This is a genomic window from Bradyrhizobium sp. USDA3010 (genome assembly GCF_056429065.1).
Genome location: NZ_JBWJZD010000071.1, coordinates 1 through 19,289, shown reverse-complemented (window position 1 = coordinate 19,289; position 19,289 = coordinate 1). Strand labels below are relative to the sequence as shown.

The 19,289-nt window shown below is 58.1% G+C and carries 16 protein-coding genes and 1 pseudogene; 10 read left to right on the top strand and 7 right to left on the bottom strand.

Going from position 1 to position 19,289, the window contains the following annotated elements; genetic code table 11:
• Positions 1–460: 460 nt before the first annotated feature.
• Complete coding sequence (locus tag AC066Y_RS41345) at positions 461–835, bottom strand: NolY (RefSeq protein WP_478278860.1); 375 nt, start codon at positions 833–835, stop codon at positions 461–463.
• Between the two features lie 447 nt (positions 836–1,282).
• Here AC066Y_RS41345 and AC066Y_RS41340 point away from each other — a divergent pair, with 447 nt between their 5' ends.
• Positions 1,283–1,489, top strand: coding sequence for a hypothetical protein (locus AC066Y_RS41340; protein WP_478278859.1), 207 nt, complete (start codon positions 1,283–1,285; stop codon positions 1,487–1,489).
• A 543-nt stretch (positions 1,490–2,032) separates the two neighbouring features.
• On the opposite strand, the gene AC066Y_RS41335 is transcribed toward AC066Y_RS41340, so the two are convergent.
• From AC066Y_RS41335 to nodD1, 6 genes and pseudogenes are all read right to left on the bottom strand, one after another.
• Entirely contained in the window at positions 2,033–3,061 is a 1,029-nt protein-coding gene (locus AC066Y_RS41335) for an LLM class flavin-dependent oxidoreductase (protein WP_478278858.1), read from the bottom strand.
• Between the two features lie 164 nt (positions 3,062–3,225).
• Positions 3,226–3,483, bottom strand: a pseudogene (locus AC066Y_RS41330) (transposase); the annotation flags it as partial.
• A gap of 777 nt (positions 3,484–4,260) precedes the next feature.
• The gene (locus AC066Y_RS41325; RefSeq protein ID WP_478278857.1) at positions 4,261–5,268 is read right to left on the bottom strand and encodes a branched-chain amino acid ABC transporter substrate-binding protein; all 1,008 of its coding nucleotides are present in this window, start codon (positions 5,266–5,268) and stop codon (positions 4,261–4,263) included.
• Between the two features lie 444 nt (positions 5,269–5,712).
• A complete protein-coding gene (locus AC066Y_RS41320) occupies positions 5,713–6,426 on the bottom strand; it encodes a MerR family transcriptional regulator (RefSeq protein WP_478278861.1) in 714 nt (237 codons plus the stop codon).
• 926 nt (positions 6,427–7,352) lie between these two features.
• Positions 7,353–8,348 carry a LysR family transcriptional regulator gene (locus tag AC066Y_RS41315; RefSeq protein ID WP_478278856.1) on the bottom strand — a complete coding sequence of 332 codons (996 nt, stop codon included), beginning with the start codon at positions 8,346–8,348 and terminating at the stop codon, positions 7,353–7,355.
• 636 nt (positions 8,349–8,984) lie between these two features.
• Positions 8,985–9,929 carry a transcriptional regulator NodD1 gene (gene nodD1 / locus AC066Y_RS41310; protein WP_478278855.1) on the bottom strand — a complete coding sequence of 315 codons (945 nt, stop codon included), beginning with the start codon at positions 9,927–9,929 and terminating at the stop codon, positions 8,985–8,987.
• 443 nt (positions 9,930–10,372) lie between these two features.
• On the opposite strand from nodD1, the gene AC066Y_RS41305 reads away from it, so the two are divergent.
• The 9 genes from AC066Y_RS41305 to AC066Y_RS41265 all read left to right on the top strand — a co-directional run bounded on the left by AC066Y_RS41305 (position 10,373) and on the right by AC066Y_RS41265 (position 18,988).
• Complete coding sequence (locus AC066Y_RS41305) at positions 10,373–10,708, top strand: hypothetical protein (protein ID WP_478278854.1); 336 nt, start codon at positions 10,373–10,375, stop codon at positions 10,706–10,708.
• A gap of 55 nt (positions 10,709–10,763) precedes the next feature.
• Positions 10,764–11,396 carry a NodA family N-acyltransferase gene (locus tag AC066Y_RS41300; RefSeq protein ID WP_478278853.1) on the top strand — a complete coding sequence of 211 codons (633 nt, stop codon included), beginning with the start codon at positions 10,764–10,766 and terminating at the stop codon, positions 11,394–11,396.
• Complete coding sequence (nodB, locus tag AC066Y_RS41295) at positions 11,393–12,052, top strand: chitooligosaccharide deacetylase NodB (RefSeq protein WP_478278852.1); 660 nt, start codon at positions 11,393–11,395, stop codon at positions 12,050–12,052. The genes AC066Y_RS41300 and nodB overlap by 4 nt, the downstream gene beginning before the upstream one ends.
• Before the next feature lie 17 nt (positions 12,053–12,069).
• Positions 12,070–13,446, top strand: a complete 1,377-nt coding sequence (gene nodC / locus AC066Y_RS41290) for a chitooligosaccharide synthase NodC (RefSeq protein ID WP_478278851.1) — start codon at positions 12,070–12,072, stop codon at positions 13,444–13,446.
• 12 nt (positions 13,447–13,458) lie between these two features.
• Complete coding sequence (gene nodS, locus AC066Y_RS41285) at positions 13,459–14,088, top strand: nodulation methyltransferase NodS (protein WP_478278850.1); 630 nt, start codon at positions 13,459–13,461, stop codon at positions 14,086–14,088.
• A 13-nt stretch (positions 14,089–14,101) separates the two neighbouring features.
• Positions 14,102–15,811 carry a nodulation protein NodU gene (gene nodU, locus AC066Y_RS41280; protein WP_478278849.1) on the top strand — a complete coding sequence of 570 codons (1,710 nt, stop codon included), beginning with the start codon at positions 14,102–14,104 and terminating at the stop codon, positions 15,809–15,811.
• Position 15,812: 1 nt separating this feature from the next.
• Positions 15,813–16,733, top strand: coding sequence for a nodulation factor ABC transporter ATP-binding protein NodI (nodI, locus tag AC066Y_RS41275; protein ID WP_478278848.1), 921 nt, complete (start codon positions 15,813–15,815; stop codon positions 16,731–16,733).
• Between the two features lie 3 nt (positions 16,734–16,736).
• Positions 16,737–17,525 (top strand): ABC transporter permease, encoded by a 789-nt coding sequence (locus AC066Y_RS41270; protein ID WP_478278847.1) that lies wholly within the window; start codon positions 16,737–16,739, stop codon positions 17,523–17,525.
• A gap of 356 nt (positions 17,526–17,881) precedes the next feature.
• On the top strand, positions 17,882–18,988 hold the full coding sequence (locus AC066Y_RS41265; protein ID WP_478278846.1) for a nodulation protein NodZ: 1,107 nt from the start codon (positions 17,882–17,884) through the stop codon (positions 18,986–18,988).
• Positions 18,989–19,289: the final 301 nt, after the last annotated feature.

The window sequence follows — 19,289 nt, the reverse complement described above, 5'->3', positions numbered from 1 at the left end:
CCTCCAACGCGTTCACGAAGTCGGGTCGAAAAGCGGCGAAAAAGCCGAAGCGTTCGCGCGCGCCTTCACCCCGACCGGAAATGTTCCAGCTGCCCCGCCCGGCAATCATGAATAAGACGGGCTAGGTTATGCTGCCAAGATCCGAATATCGGAAGGCGCGGTCAACCGTGCGGTGCCTCGCACGAATATCTCGGATCGTGCGTCCCCCTATCTGCCCTGGAGTAAACTGCGAGCATGTAACATTGCCATGATCGAGCGTTTGAGGTGCAGTCCAGCGGAGATCGGATGAATGTCTCGCTCCTCGAAGCGAAATGATCAGCACGTGGAAGCGGCTCGCTCACCTAGCGGTGAGACACGGTCTCGAAGCGGCCTTATCCGTGGGCAGGAGAGCGCAGCCACGGTCAGCCCGGCGATGAAGCTTTCACTGAGCGGCCGTCAATCGCAGAGGAGCAAAGCGGCCTCAGCCCGCCGCACGTGCCAGAATCAATCTGGCAATCCGCGTCTGGTTGGCCGGAGTGCGCAGTGCAGGCGGTAAAGCGGCCACTGCCTGATCGAGAAGGCGCCCCAAGATTTGAAGCTCTTCTGGATTGTAAACGCCGTGGTCCCGTCTCATTCGCGCTGCTCGCCCGCCGCCAGGATGGCCACCGGTGCTCGTATCGCCGAGCTGGCCGAGCTCCAGTTCCGCTGATATCATTTCGTTCGTGAGTGCGTTGAGCAGCTGGATTGCCTCGAGCTCGTTGCTTCCTTCGCGTACGAGAGTTGCCACGATATCGAGTTGTAGGTCGATGCGATCCTCAAGGTCCTGCATGCGTGAATTCGAAGGGTCAAGTTCCACGGTGTTGCTCCAGATTAATTAGACGAGATTGACATGTAGTTTTTGTGTGCGTTCCGGTTTGCGAGGCAGCCGATGCGGTGCGTGACGGAATTTCCGCTGCACAAGACAACTCGCGCATGTGCAACCAAAGAAAGGGACAGGCTGGTCTCGCAGAAAGACCTGAACGAGGTATGCTCGCTATAGAGCGCTGTGCGCTGCGTGGTAGAACGCCCGTCTTTGATTGAGCTATCGAGCCGGCGTACTCCAAGCTAGCGGACCTCGCAGGAACGCCGTTGGCATAGGCGGAACCCACCAAACAGCGTGGAGCGGATGGGCGGCATGAGAACCCCGCGATCAAAGGGCGTAAGTGGGCGGCTAGTGTTGTCGCATGGCCTTTCGCGTCGCCGAAATCGACGTCAGTACGCGCCGCTGATACCAGCGCGTCATTTTTGTGTTTAAGGAGGTCAGATGGCTGACGTCGCATTGCTTGAGAATCGCAACATCGCGAAAGTGACGGGGCTGTCCACCTGGTCAGGCCGACAAGCCTTGCCGAGGCCGGCGCAAGAGCCAGTGCGGCTGCCTGGCTTCTATGCGACGCACGCATGCAACCCGGCCAATGCGCGTGAGAAGCACCTAATCTTTGGGGACGCCTTCAGGATGACGAAACTGCTGTAGGCTACTTCGAATGAGGGCCATACGGTTCGGCGAGCCATCCGGTTGAAGCTGGACCGCTGGTGGCGCGGTTTCAAAGGTCGAGGGATATCGTTGGTGATGTTGGCGCGAAAGGCTTGAGCCGGCCTGCGACTTGGCAGAAAGCAAAGGGGGTCCATGGTCACGCGAGCTTCGTCAAAGGTGCTTTCCGGAAATCGGTGAGCGACTATGGTGCATTTGGCTGAAATCCGTAAAATCGAAAGTTTTGATGGGATGCATCCAGTCCGCGGATAGCGCGCGCGACTATCCTTGACCTGCTCTGGACGACGCATAAGACAAGCCCGCATACGGGTTGAGCCACTTTGTCATGCCAACGCTATTCAACATGTCAAGTCGCTGCCGACGACATCGGCTGCGCGGCCGGCAAAGTGATGCTTGAGGTCGCGCCTATATCCTTATGAGTTTGGGATCTCCCGTCGAGCAAGAAAGAACGCCTTGATCGTATGCCAATGGGCACGTACGGCATGGGGCCGGGCATCCCGCAGTAGCGAAGTTGAACAGACATTGTCAGCCAAAGCTATCGATGACTTCGGCTCTGATCGCGCTCGCGGTGTATAGTGAAATGTCGAGCGGAAGGCTCCCGAATGCAAGCTGGCAGAGTAGGTAGTTGGTACCTGCCTCTTCCATCTGGTTAAGAAGCTGCTGTCGGGCGGAAGCTGGCGTTCCGACGACGCACAATTGGCTCTCCAGCGCTGCATCGAACGACAGCGGCAGGGTCGGCGGCGTCGGAGTGGCGTTTAGCTCGTAAAGGAACTTAAAGCTATCCAGCCATTGTCCATAAGCGGTTTCGGCAGCCGCATGAGCGTCTCCGTCAGATCTCGCAATCACGATCATACGAGCCAACCCCAGGAATGGCTCTCGATCGTCCGCGGGTGTGCAGCGCGCTCGACGGCAACGAAAAGCATCCGTAATGCTTCGGACAGCAGAGGCGGGGCCGACACACGCCAGATTTGCACCATTTGCCGCGGCCCATTCCGCTGATTCGGTCCGATTGCTGGCGATCCAGGTCGGTGGATAAGGTCGCTGATGAGGCCTCAAAGTTAAGGGTACACTGTTCAGCTCAAAATGGCTTCCTTGGTAGGATAACGTATCGCCCTTCAGCGCAACATTTAAGATTTCGCTGGCTTCCATATAGCGGCTTGGCGCCGCGCCTGCGCTGATGCCGAAATAGCCCCATTCGATCGGCTGGGAGCCGCGACCGATACCCAGTTCGAGCCTGCCGCCGCTCAATTGATCAAGCATGCAGATCTCTTCGAACACGCGCAATGGATGATAGAGGTTGAGCAACAGAACAAGCGGACCAAAGCGAAGCCTGCGGGTGCGCTGCGCAAGACTTGCTAGAAACAGGTTCGGCGAGGGCCCTCTGCCATGAGGGGTGCAGTGGTGCTCCGCCAGGTGATAAGCGTAAAAGCCCAGAGAATCACACGCCTCCGCCAGCTTGAGACGATCTTCATACTGTCGCGCAATATCGCGACCGTCGTCGTCCAAGTGGTCAAAGATTGCGCATGTCAGTCTGGAGGGAAGGCCGCTTTTCACTCGATCATCTCCGATTCTGGAATGGGAGTCCTGGTTGCTTTGTGCCTTCGGCCTCAAAGACGTGGCGTGCATCACTTGGCCGATCTGGTTATTCTGCGGGAGCTAACGCTCTGGGCTTGCGCCATGCAGCGTGGGCGTGAGAACCTGCATATTGGTTGCGACTACTTTGATAGGAGTTCGCGAAGTGCATCCACGCCAAGCATGTGCTCGACCAGAAGCTTCTTTAGCTTCGCGTTTTCCTCTTCCAGCGCGTTCAACCGCTTGGCGGCCGAAACGTCCATGCCGCCGAACTTGGCCTTCCAGTCGCAGATCGTCGCTTCAGAGATCTTGTGTCTGTGAGCTAGATCAGCCGGTTTCGCACCAGCCCCATGCTCGTTCAGTATCGCGATAATTTTCTCTTCTGTGAATCTCGGTCGTTTCATCTGTCCGTTCCGTTTTGCACAGCGTTCCATCCTTCATGCCAAATGGATCGGCGGCTGTGCCCGAAAGTAGAACAACGTCCAGGGATGCGCAGTCCGATAGGAGAGCTTATCGAAGTCATGTCGATAATATTCTCAATGTTGTAACTCTGCCCGATTGTCGAGGCGCCATGCCTGAATTGCCGGCTGCCGGAATCAATGTGAGGTTGTTATCGACAATTCGCTTCACAACGAGCGGTTTCGCATCAAACTGGCCGGTGGTGGGATCGCGTTCGCACAGACCTTAAGTCTGACGTAAGTCGCTTGGGAGCGGTCGAGGCGGTGGCAGAATTGACAAGGAAAGCGCTGGCGAAACAGCGATTGGATAGCAATCGCGTTTCGCGCAATGTGAGGTCGCCGGAAGTTGCGAAGTACAGTTGCATTTGTCAGCATGCGCGGTCGACGGGGAGATTGCCGTGGCGGTTTGGTTGTCATGGCTGTTGTCGCATGAGCGGAACGGCTGGAACTGCGCAGCATTCCCGATCAGACTGTTGCGGATGTTTGACAGTGAAGCGTCGCAAGAACTGGCTTTAATCGGAATGCTATTTGTCTACCATCGGACGTAGCTCCTCCTCTACGTCGACGTCTGGTAATTCTGCGAGCGCTGCAGCGAGGGCGATAAGCGCTCCGAAAGCCGCGAGCACAAGAGAGCTCGCGAGTATAACGGCAGCAAGGTCCTGATGTCGTTTCATCATCTGTGTCGTGGCTGGGTTTGCGGAGAACGGCTGTGAATCGCGTCGATCAGTTCTGGTCGAGCACTTCAACACGCCCGTCGAGCCAGCGGTAAACCACAAAGCCTGGGCCTGCATTGTCTCCCTTGGTATTGAACCTGACCGAACCAACGGCTGTTTCGATCGGTCGTGAACGGAGTTCGGTTGCGACCCGCGCAGCATTGAGGGAACCGGCCCGCTTCACCGCCTCTGCCCACGCTTGAACTGCGGCATAGGCGTAAAGTGTGTAGCCTTCGGACGACAGCTCGGAAGCCTTGAGTTTGGCCACGGCGTCGGCCGCATTGGCATTCGTTGCTACATCGGGCATGAAGGTAAATAGCGTGCCGTTTCCCGCGCTGCTGGTGATGCCCCAGAATTCGGAGGTCATCAACGGGTCGTTGGCCATGATGGTAAGGCCGGCCTCTGCTTCTGATGCCTGACGGATGATCAGCCCAATCTCGGTGTGATAACCGCCGATATAGGCGAGGCGTACCCCGTCCTTCTTCAATCTAGAGATCAGCGCCGTATAATCCTTTTCACCGGCTATATAGCTCTGCCGAATGACGTGTTCGCCGAATCCCTGAAGTTGTGCCTCAACCGCATCGGCGATACCTTTGCCGGCGGTGCTCTTGTCGTCGAGCACTGCGATCTTGTCACTATGGTAATGTCGGTGAATGTATTCAGCCGCAACGGTGCCCTGCTGGTCGTCGCGGCCGCAGATCCGAAACACGGTCTGGATGCCGCGTTCCGTTAGCTGAGGATTTGTCGAACCAGGTGATAATTGGATGATACCTGCTTCGGCATAGACGTCGGAGGCTGGGATGGACGAAGACGAGCAAAAATGGCCGACGACCAGACGCACCTGAGCCATTGCGAGCTTATTTGCAACGGCGACCGCTTGCTTGGGGTCGCAGGCGTCATCAGCGACACTCAGTATCACCTTGGTGTCGGGAAGCAGGCCCGAAGCGTTCAACGCCTCGACAGCCGCGGCGGCGCCGTTGCGCATCTGCGCGCCGAACGCCGCGCTGCTTCCGCTCATTGGGCCGGCCACGGCAATATGAACGTCCGAAGCCCGTGCAGTCGAGGCGAGGGCACAGAAAAGGAAGGCCGCACCTGCAGCTGGAGTGTAACACCTATTCAACACTGCAGAACTCCTAGTGCTCACCTCGATCTAAAGCCCAACTGTCTGCGGCCAGCACGGGCCCGCAGGTAAGGATCTCCAAGCGAAGCATGCGTCAGCTCGGGCAACGACCATGGCGGAGCCTACAATTTGACGTTACGTGCGATTCAAGTCTTTCTTGAACGGGAGCTTCGCTCAATGCATCAGAGAAAGCGGCGGATCGCCGAGACCCTCGCAGAAAATCTGACCGGTGATTGGTGAAGCTGCCGCCGGGCATCAAAGCCGGCGGATCACGCCGAACCGCCATGACGATCGAGCCGGCCAAGCGGACTGGTCAAGCCGTCCGAAGCCGCCTTAGTGATCTCAGTATGGCTGATCCTCCAGGCCGGAGAGGGCAAGATCGAGATATTGCATGAGGCAGGGATCCCAACCAGCCAAACTGCGTGGGGCGCTTAGGCGTGCGAGGACCTTCAGGATCGTCGAAACCCGAGAATCCGCTCCAGCGATTTCGCCGATCAGCAGGCGCGCGGCAATCGCGACGGCTTTCGCGCGCTCGCCGCAAGGGTGTTCGCCTCTATCCATACAATCGCGGAGGTCGTCCCGAATGCGTCGCCATCGCTCCTCGCGCTCTGCAGCCAACTTGCATGTGCATCGGGATGTTTGACTACGTGTCTCAACCCGCGACATGGCGTCCAAGGCGGCCGGTAGCTCATCCACGCTGACCTGAACGTCACTGTCGGTCGTCATGTTGCGCAATCGATCTCGCAGCAGCGTTGCTCGAGCAACTTGAAGCTCAATACGCTCCAAATGCTTGCGCAATAGGTCGGTCAGTGAAGTCGTCCGCTCCATAGCTTTACGGATCTCGTAAAGGGAGAAGCCGAGCTCACGTAGCGCCCGGATCTGATGAACCCGCTGGACGCTTTCGCGGTCGTACATCCGATGGCCGCCGTCCGTGCGCTCTGAAGCGGCTAACAGGCCGGTGTGTTCATAATGATGCAGCGTGCGTACCGTCACTCCGGTCGCTTCCGCAAGTTCGCCAATGCGCCATCGACGCCGTCTTGGTGTAGCTTTGCTCATGTTGTTCAATTTCAAAGCCTACAACCTGACGTCACGTTGGGTTCAAGCCATTTCAAAGCTCTAGCTGGATCGTCTTCCATTCCAGCGCAGGTGTGGTGACTATCCTTAGAACGGCGCGCGATCAACCCTGGGGGGAAATGGTGATCAACAGATTCGTTAAGCATGTCAGCTGGGTGTTGCCGGCCGCTGTACGCTCCAGGATGAGTTTGGCGATCGCCGTTCGATTTTCCGGAGTTCGCATTGATGGCGGCAGCGCGGAGACTGCCCTGTCAAAAAGACTTCCTAAGACAGAAAGCTCTTCGGGATCGAATACTCCACTGTATTGCTCCAACGTACGGCTCCTTGTTCGTCATTGCGTCGGCATAGCGCATCTCGTCAAGACGTTTGGCCGAGGTGCGGCCAAAAGAAGTCAGGCCGGCGGCGCAGAGAGACGAAGATGCGATGCGCTCTCGGGTGATGCGACAGAGCAACACGCGCGTGCGATGCCTTGCTTGGACGGAGCGAGTCCAACATTCATATGCACAATCAATCGGCATTGCGTTCGCTGTGGTGCTGGGTCTCCGACGAGCCCGGATCGTCCGCTCATTGCGAGCGCCACGACCGATTCGCCGCGTTGATGTGATTAGCCGCCGAGCCGATCCTGCCGTCTCGAGAGCGGCGCGGCCGCAAGCCGGGCTTGCAATGCGCCAGCGTAGCTTTGGCGCGAGCACGTAGCGACCTCTCTGTCTCTCAAAGCCGGGCTAATGCTCGAGCGACCGCTTTACGTCGAGCCCGTCGCCGGTGCGAGAAGGACGGCCTCGGGCTTGTGACGGTCGCTAACTATGAGGGGCTTTGACGAGAGACAATGAGTTCGAGCGAGACGATCCGAAATTGCACGCGTTGGGACACGGTCCGGGGGCCGGGTTCGCTCACCTTTGCTAACGTCCTTACGCTAACGGCGAGACCGATCGTGCGAAGGGGCCGGCATCATCCGCTTGTTCCGAAGCGCTAATGCTGAATGCCTCTTCACGCGCAGTTGCTATGCGAGCTGCCTCCTGCAGCAATATCTCTCTCAGCCAGATGCTTTCTGGATTGCTGTTATTAAGGACTGGCCATTGGACTGCCTCGGTGAAGGTGGGGAATGGCTGGGGAAGCGGGGCAATCCGAAGCGGCGCGGTTCTTTGAAAATGCTTTGCGAGCCTTAAGGGTATGGTCCCTATGCGGCCTGTGCCCACTAGCAGGGGTGGGATCATGCTGAAGCTCTGCACTAGAATATCGATGCGCCGATTGAGGCCGAGATCGAGTAACAAGGAATCCTCGACGAAGGTCTTGCGTGCGCCTCCGAGCTTGACCGCAACGTGGCCCATCGACATATACCGATCAAATGTCAACCGCCTCAGTAGGTGACTATTCGTGTGGCAGCCCACGCAAACGAGACTCTCCTCGAACAAGGCCGCTCTGGGGTGTGTACCGGACATGAATAGTTCCGGCAGGATGACAAAATCGACCTCGCCGCGCCGAAGTAGCTCATCGTGTTCATCGGTGAGCGTCACCAGCTCGAACCTGACATTGGGTGCTTCTCGCGCGACGCGCTCCACGACGTGGCGGAAGAATACGACGGTTATGAAATCTGACAGGCAGATCCTGAACCGCCGGTTCGATCGGGCAGGGTCGAAGGCCTCCCGCGCGATAATCGAGTGCTGAATGTGCATCAGCGCCTCACGAACCGGAGCGGCGAGTCCCTCCGCGCGTGGGGTCAGGACAAGTTCTCGTCCTCTCATTACAAACAACTCGTCACCAAAATAGGAGCGCAGTCGGGCCACAGCTGCACTCATAGCGGGCTGGCTAAGGCTGATCTTACGTGCCGCTGCAGTCAGGCTGCGCTCGGTCATTAGAGCATCGAGCGCGACGAGAAGATTAAGATCCAGTCCTTTGAAACGCATATCTTCTTGTCCGGCGCAAACGTGCTTGCGGTGTATAAACGACCGGCCGCGGCCACGTCTGGGGCGGTCTCACCGGCTGGTCCGAATCGGTTTCGTCCCACCTCGCGATCGCGAGAGGAAGGTCGCGGAATCATCGCAACAATGGACAGTTCGGCCGTTGGCGGACATCAGAGGCCGGAAACCGTTACAAGCCCGTAGCTAATAGGCTCGCCGCTCCCGCGCGCCTCGTAACAAGACCCGGTCTTAACTATTGGCACCAGTCCAAGTTGTTCCGCCAAAGCCGTGAGTTCGGCTGTGCGCCCGGTCGACCGCCGCTTAACGCAGCGCGAGCCAAGGCGCGCAGCCTACAACCTCACGCAGCGTGGGATTCAAGCGAATAATTGAACGTACCGAACATTTGCACACCAATAAGGATTATGTCCCGCAGCAACGCTGGGCGTCCGTCGACCTGTATCGCCGGTATCCCAACCTCAGCCGGAACATTATTACGCGCTCGACCTGCCAAGCCCTCGGAGCGCTTCTTCATCGAACGTCAGGCGTCTGCAACATCGCGCGTCGAGAAATGGAAAGCGTCGGCGGAGAATTAATGGCGTGCCGCAATACTCGAGACACGGCCGGAATCGCCGTATGCTGAACTTAACATCGCCTGCGAGTAGATGTCTCGAGATGCCCCGATGCGATGTTGGACGCCTCTTCCAACAATATTCGCCTCATCCAAACACTCGCTGGGTCGGTGTTGTGGAACGCAGGCCATTGCAATGCTTCGGTGAATGTGGGCAGAGGCAAGGGCGGTGCGACAATCCGCACGGGCATCCGCTTTTCGAAGTGCCTAGCGAGTCGCAAAGGCATCGTGCCGATACGGCGGGTGTCCAATATTATGGGTGGGATAAGGCTAAAGCCTTGCACTACCACCTCGATCCGTCTTTTTAGGCCGTGTTCAAGCAAAAACCATTCTTCCAGGTTGGGCCTCAGCTCCCGTCCGAATTTGGCCGTAACGTGACCCATCGAAAGGTATTTTTCGAATGTCAGTTGTCGTGACAGCTGCTTGTTCGTGCGGCATCCTACGCATACGAGAGTCTCGTCGAACAGCGTCGCCTTGGGATGAGCGCTCGACATAAACAACTCCGGCAGAATGAGAAAGTCGACCTCGCCCCGGCGGAGCAACTCGTCGGGCTCATCCGAAAAGGGCAGCAATTCAAAGCGCACAGCCGGGGCTTCCTGTGCGATACGGTCCATGATTCGTCGAAAAAAGACGATTGTCATGAAATCGGAGAGAATGAGCCTGAAGCGACGGCTGGACTGAGCAGGGTCGAACGAATCTCGCGAAATAATCGAAATTTGAATGTGCAAGAGGGCCTCGCGAACGGGACCCGCGAGCGCTTCCGCGCCCGGTGTCGGGACGAGCTCTCGACCGCGCATCGTGAAAAGTTCGTCGCTGAAGTAGGTGCGCAGCCGCGCGATTGCCGCGCTCATAGCGGGCTGGCTCAGGTTAATTGTACGCGCCGCGGCTGTGAGGTTGCGCTCGGTCATCAGAGCATCGAGCGCAACGAGCAGGTTTAGATCGAGTCCTTTGAATCGCATCTTTTGAGTCTATCCATCGTGTGGATGCATTCTATCGAAACAATCGATTTTACCAAACTGCGGGATGTTGGATAGCAAACATCAGTTTAGAAAATGGTCGGAACACCAGGATGGCTGACGGTCGTGCGCGGGCTCTGGACAACCCCTTGGACGCGAGCGGCTGCTGTCGGCTTCTTGGGCGGTTATGCAACGCGAAGGTGTACGAGTGGCGTCGGTCTTGACCAGCGCAACCCGCGTATCCGTTGCAACGCGACGCGCTCGGTAAACCTTCGTATGTGTATTCCAACCCTTTCCATATCGGCGGTTTACCCGCGTACACTTGAGGGCCGGATCAGCATCGCCCTAGTGTCGCGATACAGCGGCAGGCGCAGATTGCGGATGCCAAATAGATCTGGCGACAGTCCATTGGCTCGACTGTCAATCGCATTCGGGGCGTGTCGAAGATGCATGAGAACCAAGTTGATCTGGTGTCACTGGGACGCTCCCTCAACGAGGTGGTCCGCATCGATGGTCAGGTCACTAGCGGCAAAGCGCCGATGCCCGCCATAGACGAGGCAGAAGGGCTCCATGGTGCAGATAACATCTGCACGATCAAATCGCCCCGTCCGTACGCCTTCGGCACAGCATTCGGTCGGAATGACAAGCCTCAATGGTGCGATCAGCTGATCGCACACAAAGGCGCGACCCCAAGCGATCTGCTCCGGCGCCAGGCGCGCAAAGGAGAACCGGCATCCAACAAAACGCGACGGCGCATTTCTCGATCGATCTGCGTCCGGTGAGTGAGTTTGTGTGACTGACCCCGCTCTTGAGATTACTCGCGTAGGAAAGCCTGCCATGAACATTGTCGCATCTCGGGCCACGGAAGCTCCTTCCGCACGTACTCAAGTTCATTGGAGCGTTCGCTGGGAGAACGAGCTGCGGCTTACCGAGCATGCCGAGCTCGCCGAATTTTTTCGCAAGAGTTACGGGCCGACCGGTGCTTTCAATGCGCAGCCATTTGAAGGCAACAGAAGTTGGGCCGGCGCTAGGCCTGAGGTCCGCGTGATTGGTCGCGACGCCCATGGTGTAGCTGCTCACGTCGGACTACTGCGCCGCTTCATCAAGATTGGTGCAGTCGATCTACTCGTGGCCGAACTTGGACTGTATGCCGTGCGGCCGGATCTCGAGGGACTGGGAATCAGCCACGCGCTGCGGGTGATGTATCCTAAACTGCACGACCTTGGAGTCCCGTTCGGCTTCGGGACGGTCCGGCCCGCGCTTGAGAAGCATCTTACCCGACTGGTGCAAAGACAGGGCCTCGCGACCCTCATGTCCGGCCTTCGCGTCCGCTCCACGCATCCGGATGTCTACCCCAATTTGTCGCCGATCCGCATCGAAGAGGTGATCGTGGTGGTGTTCCCGGTTCAAAGCGCGATCAGCGAGTGGCCCGCCGGCGCAATGATCGATCGGAACGGGCCCGAGCTGTGAAGGAACTTGTCCCCGTGTCTGCCGTTCCTTGCGACTACGCTGATGTGAGCGGAAGCTTCCCCGTCTATTTGACCTTTGACGATGGGCCAAATCCATTCTGCACGCCAGAGGTTCTCGATGTGTTGACGCAACATCGGGTGCCAGCGACGTTCTTTGTGATCGGTACCTACGCAGCCGAGCAGCCCGAGCTCATTCGGCGGATGATCGCGCAAGGCCACGAGGTGGCGAACCACACGATGACGCATCCGGATCTGTCCAGATGCGGGCCGACTCAGGTGCGCGGTGAGGTGCTAATGGCCAGCGAGGCGATTCGTTCGGCGTGTCGGCAGGCCGCGCCCAGGCACATGCGGGCCCCCTACGGTAAATGGACCGAAGAGGTGCTCGCTACGTCGGCGCAGGCTGGCCTTACGGCTGTGCACTGGTCGGTCGATCCGAGAGATTGGTCCCAGCCCGGGGTGGACAGAATTGTGACTTCGGTACTCGGAGCCGTTCGACCGGGCTCGATTGTTCTCCTGCACGACGGATATCCTCCTGATGAGGACGGGACGTGCGCTGATGCAACTCGGCGAGATCAGACGGTTAGAGCGCTCTCTTACCTGATTCCAGCACTACAACGCCGCGGCTTCGTGATCCGCCCGCTCCCTCAGCTTCACTGAACAACAACTGGCACCCTATGGACCTGCTCGCTGCAACCAGCGCCGTCGCGGTTTCGTCTTACGCGCTGCTCTCGACCATCTACAAAAGCGCGCAGGCGCTGTATGCGCAGCGGGGGAACACCCCATCGTTCCGGAACGATCTAGAACAATCGGCGCTGGCTCTGCCAAGTGTGGATATTATCGTGCCTTGCTTCAACGAGAAGCCGGACACGCTCGCCCAGTGTTTGGATTCGCTCGCCAGGCAAGACTACGAAGGAGAGCTGCGGTTCTATGTGGTCGACGATGGCTCGGCAAATCGCGACGTTGTGGGGCCTGTACATAAGATCTATGCCAACGATGCGCGCTTCGGCATCATCTTGCTTGCCAGGAATGTTGGCAAGCGCAAAGCGCAGATCGCCGCAATACGCGGCTCCTCCGGTGACTTGGTGCTTAACGTCGATTCGGACACGATACTGGCCGCTGACGTGGTCACCAAGCTTGCGGCGAAGATGCGGGACCCCGACATTGGTGCCGCGATGGGCCAGTTGGTAGCGAGCAATCGCAACGATACATGGCTGACCAGTCTGATCGACATGGAGTACTGGTTGGCGTGCAACGAAGAGCGCGCGGCGCAAGCTCGCTTCGGTGCGGTCATGTGCTGCTGCGGTCCATGTGCGATGTATCGTCGCTCTGCTCTTGCCCTGCTGCTTGATCAGTACGAAACGCAAATCTTTCGCGGCAAGCCGAGTGATTTCGGCGAAGATCGCCATCTGACGATTCTCATGCTCGAGGCGGGATTTCGAACCGAGTATGTTCCGGACGCGATTGCGGCAACAGTTGTGCCTGACACTCTCGGGCCATACCTGCGTCAGCAGCTGCGCTGGGCGCGCAGCACCTTTCGCGATACGTTTCTCGCATTGCGTCTGCTGCCGGAACTCGATGGCTACCTCACACTGGACGTTGTCGGGCAGAATCTTGGCCCACTGCTACTCGCTGTTTCAGCACTGGCTGCGCTTGCCGAGCTTGCAGTCGGCGGATCTGTACCCTGGTGGACGGGCCTGACCATCGCGGCGATGACGATGGTTCGATGCAGTGTAGCTGCACTTCGGGCGGGGGAATTGCGATTTCTTGGCTTCTCGCTCCACACACCGATAAACATCTTTCTTTTACTGCCACTCAAAGCGTATGCCCTTTGTACATTGAGCAACAGCGATTGGCTGTCGCGCACGATCGTCAGCGAGCCGACTGAAGGAGATGAGCGGGCGGTCCTGCCGGCGCCGAACAGTGCAGCAGGTCCTGTGGCTACAGGGGTGGCTTCTGGCACAATTCCGAAGCCGGTGGTTCCTGACCGTCCATCGCGCTTGGCGGCGCCGGAGAGTATTTGCGGTCGGAAACGATCGAGCGGGTATAAGTAGGTCGATCGGCGCATGACTGTGTACAAGAACCATCAATTACTGGAACGCGAGCTCGCTGTGGATGATCCATGGCATCTCGACAGCAGTGCGTTCGAGCAGGAACGGTACGCGCAAATACTCCGGATGTCGTCTTGCAATGGGGGTGTCGAGCATGCCCTCGAGGTCGGATGCGCAGCCGGGGCATTTACGGAAATGCTTGCACCGCGTTGCCAACGCCTAACGGTGGTCGATGTCATGCCGCAGGCGATCGAAAGGGCGCGCCTGCGGACCGGGCATCGGTCACATATAAATTGGATAACCTGCAATATTCAGCAGTTTTCGACCACAGAGAAGTTCGATCTGATCGTCGTCGCCGAGGTTATCTACTATCTCAATGACGTTTCCGAGATGCACGCGGCGGTCCGCAACCTGGTGAGCATGCTTGCCCCAGACGGCGCTCTGGTGTTCGGGTCCGCGCGTGATGCCACCTGTCGACACTGGGGTCATGCCGCTGGTGCCGAGACGGTGATCTCTCTCTTCAAGGAGAGCCTGTTGGAGGTGGAGCGTCTGCACTGCCAAACCACATCGGTCAACGAAGACTGCTTGCTCGTCCTGTTCCGGAAGTCGGGGCAGTCGTTAAAACACTCAATTGTCGGTCATTAGATCAGGGGGTCGTATGCGCATCTGCGGCATCAAATTAACACATGACGGCGCAATTGCTCTCGTCGAGGACGGACGGATCGTCTTTTGCAACGAGCAGGAAAAGCGCGGTAACAACGCACGCTATCAATCCATCGACAACCTCGATGATGTCGTGCGTGTGTTGGCGGAGCATGGTCTTGATCCGCGAGACATTGATCAGTTCGTCATCGATGGCTGGGATGGAGAGATCGAGTCGCGGTTCCAGGTCCTTAGTGGGGCGGTGCCGATCACGCTGAAAGGGGGGCCATATGTCGAGCGTCATGCTGAGGGCCTTCTTGATTCCGTCGAAGGCTTTGGCCTGATCCTCGGCGACAAGGTCTTTCCCTATAAAAGTTACCCGCACGTCACGGGCCACGTTGCTTCAGCCTATAGCACCAGCCCCTTTGCCAGTACCGGAAAACCCGCATTCTGTCTGGTATGGGACGGCTCCATCTTTCCCCGCCTTTACTATGTCGAACCTCGCGGCGCGCGGCTCGTGGGATCCCTGTTTCCCATGATTGGTCAGGCCTATGCTGCCGCCGGCCTTCACTTCGGGCCTTACAGGCAGCCGAGCCGCACCAGTTGGGATTTGGGCATCGCCGGCAAGCTGATGGCGTACATCGCGCTTGGCTCTGTCGACGAAGGCGTTGTCGCAGTTTTTCAAGAACTCTACGAGAAGCGCTTTGCCGCGGACACGGAGCAAGCTCGTCGCTACCGCGCAGACATCCACAATCCGGAAGCATTACTTTCGGCCACGCACGAGTTTTTCGAGGCAAGCGCATTGCGCCTTACGGGCAAACGAGCGGAGGACATCCTTGCCTCGTTCCATATGTTCCTGGAACGTCTTCTGGTTCGGGAAATCGCGATGGTTCTGTTGCAGCACTCCTCTCTTCCGGGCGCGCGAAATCTATGTGTGGCGGGAGGGTGCGGTCTCAACATCAAGTGGAATAGTGCGCTTCGCGCGACGGGCCTGTTCGATGAGGTGTGGGTACCGCCTTTCCCGAATGACAGCGGCTCGGCAATAGGTGCTGCTTGCGCGGCGATGGCGGCGCGAAATGGGTTTGGACCGTTGGAATGGTCTGTTTACAGCGGTCCGGCTCTGCAGGCCACCGAGAGGGTCTCGGAATGGGAGGCCGAGCCGTGCAGTCTGCGTGAGCTTGCCGCCATTCTCGCCGACAACAAGCCGGTAGTGTTCCTGTCCGGGCGCGCCGAGCTGGGTCCGCGAGCGTTGGGCGGCAGAAGTATTCTGGCGGCTCCGACGTCACCGGCTATGAAGGATCATCTCAACGACATTAAGTGTCGTGAGCACTTCCGACCGGTGGCGCCGATCTGCTTGGAGGATCGCGCGCCAGACATATTCAACCCAGGTACGCCGGACCCCTACATGCTGTTCGATCATCAGACCAGGGCGGAATGGTGCGGCAAGATTCCCGCTGTCATCCATCTGGACGGTTCGGCGCGGCTGCAGACAATCTCCCGCAGCTCTCCGCACAAAGTCGCTGAGCTTCTCGTCGAATTCGAGCGCCTTACGGGGCTTCCGTTGCTCTGCAACACGAGCGCGAACTTGCACGGGCGTGGATTCTTTCCGGACGCCGCGGCGGCCTGTCAATGGGGGCGCGTTGAGCATGTGTGGTGTGACGGCCAGCTTTGGACTAAGCCGGTCATAAGGAAGCAACCGCCGGCCAAACGGCTCCAGTCGGCCTAAGATGAGCATGTCCACGGTAGCAATCGACCTTGCCGGCGTCAGAAAGTCATTTGGCGGCAGAACTATCGTCGATGAACTGTCGTTCTCGGTTGCCCGCGGAGAGTGCTTTGGTCTACTCGGGCCAAATGGAGCCGGCAAGAGCACGATCGCCCGTATGCTCCTCGGCATGATCTCGCCGGACGCAGGCAAGATAATGGTACTCAATGAACCTGTACCGGCGCGCGCTCGTGTCGCACGCATGCGGATCGGTGTCGTACCGCAGTTCGACAACCTTGAGCTTGAGTTTACCGTACGCGAGAATCTGCTGGTGTTTGGTCGCTATTTTGGCATGAGCGCCCGCAAGATCGAGGCCGTCGTACCGTCGCTGCTCGAGTTCGCGCGGCTCGAAACCAAGGCGGACGCACGGGTCTCAGAACTGTCGGGCGGCATGAAGCGGCGACTGACCTTGGCACGCGCGCTAATAAATGACCCGCATCTGCTCGTGATGGACGAGCCGACGACTGGTTTGGATCCGCACGCCCGCCACCTGATTTGGGAGCGTCTGCGAGTTCTGCTTGCGCGGGGCAAGACGATTCTCTTGACCACGCACTTTATGGAAGAGGCCGAACGCCTGTGCGATCGGCTGTGTGTCCTCGAGGGTGGACGCAAGATCGCCGAAGGCAAGCCAGATGTGCTAATCGACGAGCATATTGGCTGCAACGTGGTCGAAATCTATGGAGGTGATCCACATCAGCTCCGCGAGCTGATCAGGCCCCATGCGCGGCACATCGAAGTGAGTGGAGAGACGCTCTTCTGTTATGCGCCATATCCGGAGCAGGTCCGCGCGCAACTGCGCGGGCGAGCGGGACTTCGTGTTCTGCAGCGCTCCCCAAATCTCGAAGACGTGTTTTTGCGGTTGACCGGGCGCGAGATGGAGAAGTGAGTGATGGGTGAAAGTTATGCGGCGGTGATGCCCACTAACGCGTACAACTGGATAGCGGTATGGCGTCGGAACTTCCTAGCATGGAAGAAAGTGGCGCTTGCATCGATTCTCGGCAACCTCGCAGATCCCTTGACCAATCTGTTTGGCCTCGGCTTTGGCCTTGGGCTGATCGTGGGGCGCGTTGAGGGGACGTCGTACATCGCGTTCCTGGCGGCAGGTATGGTCGCGACCAGTGCCATGACGTCCGCGACCTTTGAAACCATGTATGCAACCTTTGCACGCATGGACGCCAAGCGTACCTGGGAAGCAATCCTCTCCACTGAGCTCACGCTTGGCGATATCGTTTTGGGTGAACTGGTGTGGGCGGCCAGTAAGTCCGTTCTGGCCGGAACAGCGATCGGGATCGTCGCTGTCACGCTGGGTTATGCATCATGGCTATCCATTCTATATGCGATGCCAACAATCGCCCTTACTGGCCTTGTCTTCGCCAGCCTGGCCATGGTCGTCATATCTCTTGCGCCAAGTTACGATTACTTCGTGTTTTACCAGACACTTGTTCTTAGTCCTATGGTGTTCTTGTGTGGCGTGGTCTTTCCGACGAGCCAACTGCCCGGCTCATTTCAGCATTTCGTCGGCTTGTTACCTCTCGCACATTCGGTCGACCTTATTCGCCCGGCGATGCTTGAACGCGATGTCGACAGTGCTGCCCTGCATGTCGCTGCGCTCTGCGTTTACACGGTCTTGCCCTTTTTTGCATCGATAGCAGTATTTCGGCGCCGTCTGCTGCGTTGACGTGAGTTCAGCGAGAATGGAGAAAGAATCTATGAAAGCTCGCCGGAGCTGGACGCAACCATGCTGGGCCAGGCCAAGCGTGAAGATCTCGTGAAGGAATTGCGGCTCGTGTGGGACCTGCGAGGCATTCGTCTGCATCCGCCGCGCGCGGCTTGCGACCGCAATAAAGTGTAAAGCAAAACATAGCCGTAACTCATGAGCATGGCCATGCCTATGCCTGCATGTGAGGAGGCCAGGCCGTCCGACGCACGGAGGGGGCATCGGGCATCCGGCTGAAATCGGCACGTCGCCGCAACACCGCTCAAGAAAAGACGGAAAGTGTTGCGAGATCTCGGCCCATCACGGATAGCACTGATATGAAGTTCTACCGACGCAGCTCGCCGGCACCGCAATTTCAGACCGCGACGTCGGACGAGATGATACATGAGATGTCTGCAATGGCGTCTTTTGTCCAACCAGGAGCCCGGGAGGAGGCCATGCAGAGCGGTTCGAAGAATGATAGGTTCGTAGTTTCCCGACGACGTACGGGATTTGGCGACTGCCTGTGGTCGCTGGCGGCTGCTTGGCGTTTTGCACAGCGGACCGGGCGGAACCTGGTCATCGATTGGCGGGGGTCTTGTTATCTCGACCAACCGTTCATCAATGCCTTTCCAGTGTTCTTTGAACCAGTTCAGGACATTGCCGGCGTACCGGTGATTTGTGACGACCAGATCAATCAGCGCTCGTTTCCAGGACCATTCTTCCCGAGTTGGTGGAATAAGCCATCGATCGACTGCGTCTATCGGCCGGACGAGCAAATTTTCCGAGAGCGCGACGAACTCGATCAATTGTTTCAAAGCCAGCAAGACAGCGATGCGAACACTGTCGTTTGTGACGCCTGCCTGATGTGGCGCTGCGATCAAGAAGCAGAACGAGAAATCTTTCGGAGCATCAAACCACGCCCTGAGAGTCAGGCCCGGATCGATGCCATTTATCGCGAGCACTTTGAGCCATACAGTATGATCGGCATTCATGTTCGACACGGCAACGGCGAGGACATTATGGGGCATGCTCCGTATTGGACCGATCCGGAGCGCGCCCTGCGACAGGTCTGTAGTGCCATTGAAAGGGCCAAGGCGTTGCCGCACACAAAACCCGTGAGGGCGTTCCTGTGCACGGACAGCGCGCACGTCCTTGAGCAGGTTTCGGCGATATTTCCTGATGTGTTCGCGATTCCCAAGCGCTTCAAGCCGCCTCAGGCCGGACCGTTGCACAGCGGGGCGCTCGGAGCCGAGGGCGGCTTTGCCGCCCTTACCGAAATGTATCTCCTTGCGCGGTGCGACACTGCAATTCGTTTTCCTCCGACAAGCGCTTTCACACGCTATGCACGCCTGTTTGCGCCACGCGTCATAGAGTTCGACCTAAACGATCCGGGCCGACTAATCTTGATTGAAGAAGCCTCCCAAGAGGTCGTGACGGCATGAACGTTGTAGCTTGCCTCATTGATTTGATGGCCGCTCTTTGCATCAAAAAGTGCTATCACGTGTTTTCCGGGCGTAAAATCGTTGGCGAAGTGGCCGCTGGCAGCGAGGTTACCCTGGAGGACGCTAACCCTCGGGAGTGCGAAGCTCGACGCCGATCAACAATTGCCCCGCCGAACTAGCCCGTCTTATTCATGATTGCCGGGCGGGGCAGCTGGAACATTTCCGGTCGGGGTGAAGGCGCGCGCGAACGCTTCGGCTTTTTCGCCGCTTTTCGACCCGACTTCGTGAACGCGTTGGAGGA

Coding starts and splice junctions, on each gene's coding strand:
- AC066Y_RS41340 (WP_478278859.1), top strand. CDS start 1,283: ATGGCTGACGTCGCATTGCTTGAGAATCGCAACATCGCGAAAGTGACG.
- AC066Y_RS41325 (WP_478278857.1), bottom strand. CDS start 5,268: ATGAGCGGAAGCAGCGCGGCGTTCGGCGCGCAGATGCGCAACGGCGCC.
- AC066Y_RS41320 (WP_478278861.1), bottom strand. CDS start 6,426: ATGAGCAAAGCTACACCAAGACGGCGTCGATGGCGCATTGGCGAACTT.
- AC066Y_RS41315 (WP_478278856.1), bottom strand. CDS start 8,348: ATGCGTTTCAAAGGACTGGATCTTAATCTTCTCGTCGCGCTCGATGCT.
- nodD1 (WP_478278855.1), bottom strand. CDS start 9,929: ATGCGATTCAAAGGACTCGATCTAAACCTGCTCGTTGCGCTCGATGCT.
- AC066Y_RS41305 (WP_478278854.1), top strand. CDS start 10,373: ATGCATGAGAACCAAGTTGATCTGGTGTCACTGGGACGCTCCCTCAAC.
- AC066Y_RS41300 (WP_478278853.1), top strand. CDS start 10,764: ATGAACATTGTCGCATCTCGGGCCACGGAAGCTCCTTCCGCACGTACT.
- nodC (WP_478278851.1), top strand. CDS start 12,070: ATGGACCTGCTCGCTGCAACCAGCGCCGTCGCGGTTTCGTCTTACGCG.
- nodS (WP_478278850.1), top strand. CDS start 13,459: ATGACTGTGTACAAGAACCATCAATTACTGGAACGCGAGCTCGCTGTG.
- nodU (WP_478278849.1), top strand. CDS start 14,102: ATGCGCATCTGCGGCATCAAATTAACACATGACGGCGCAATTGCTCTC.
- nodI (WP_478278848.1), top strand. CDS start 15,813: ATGAGCATGTCCACGGTAGCAATCGACCTTGCCGGCGTCAGAAAGTCA.
- AC066Y_RS41270 (WP_478278847.1), top strand. CDS start 16,737: ATGGGTGAAAGTTATGCGGCGGTGATGCCCACTAACGCGTACAACTGG.
- AC066Y_RS41265 (WP_478278846.1), top strand. CDS start 17,882: ATGAAGTTCTACCGACGCAGCTCGCCGGCACCGCAATTTCAGACCGCG.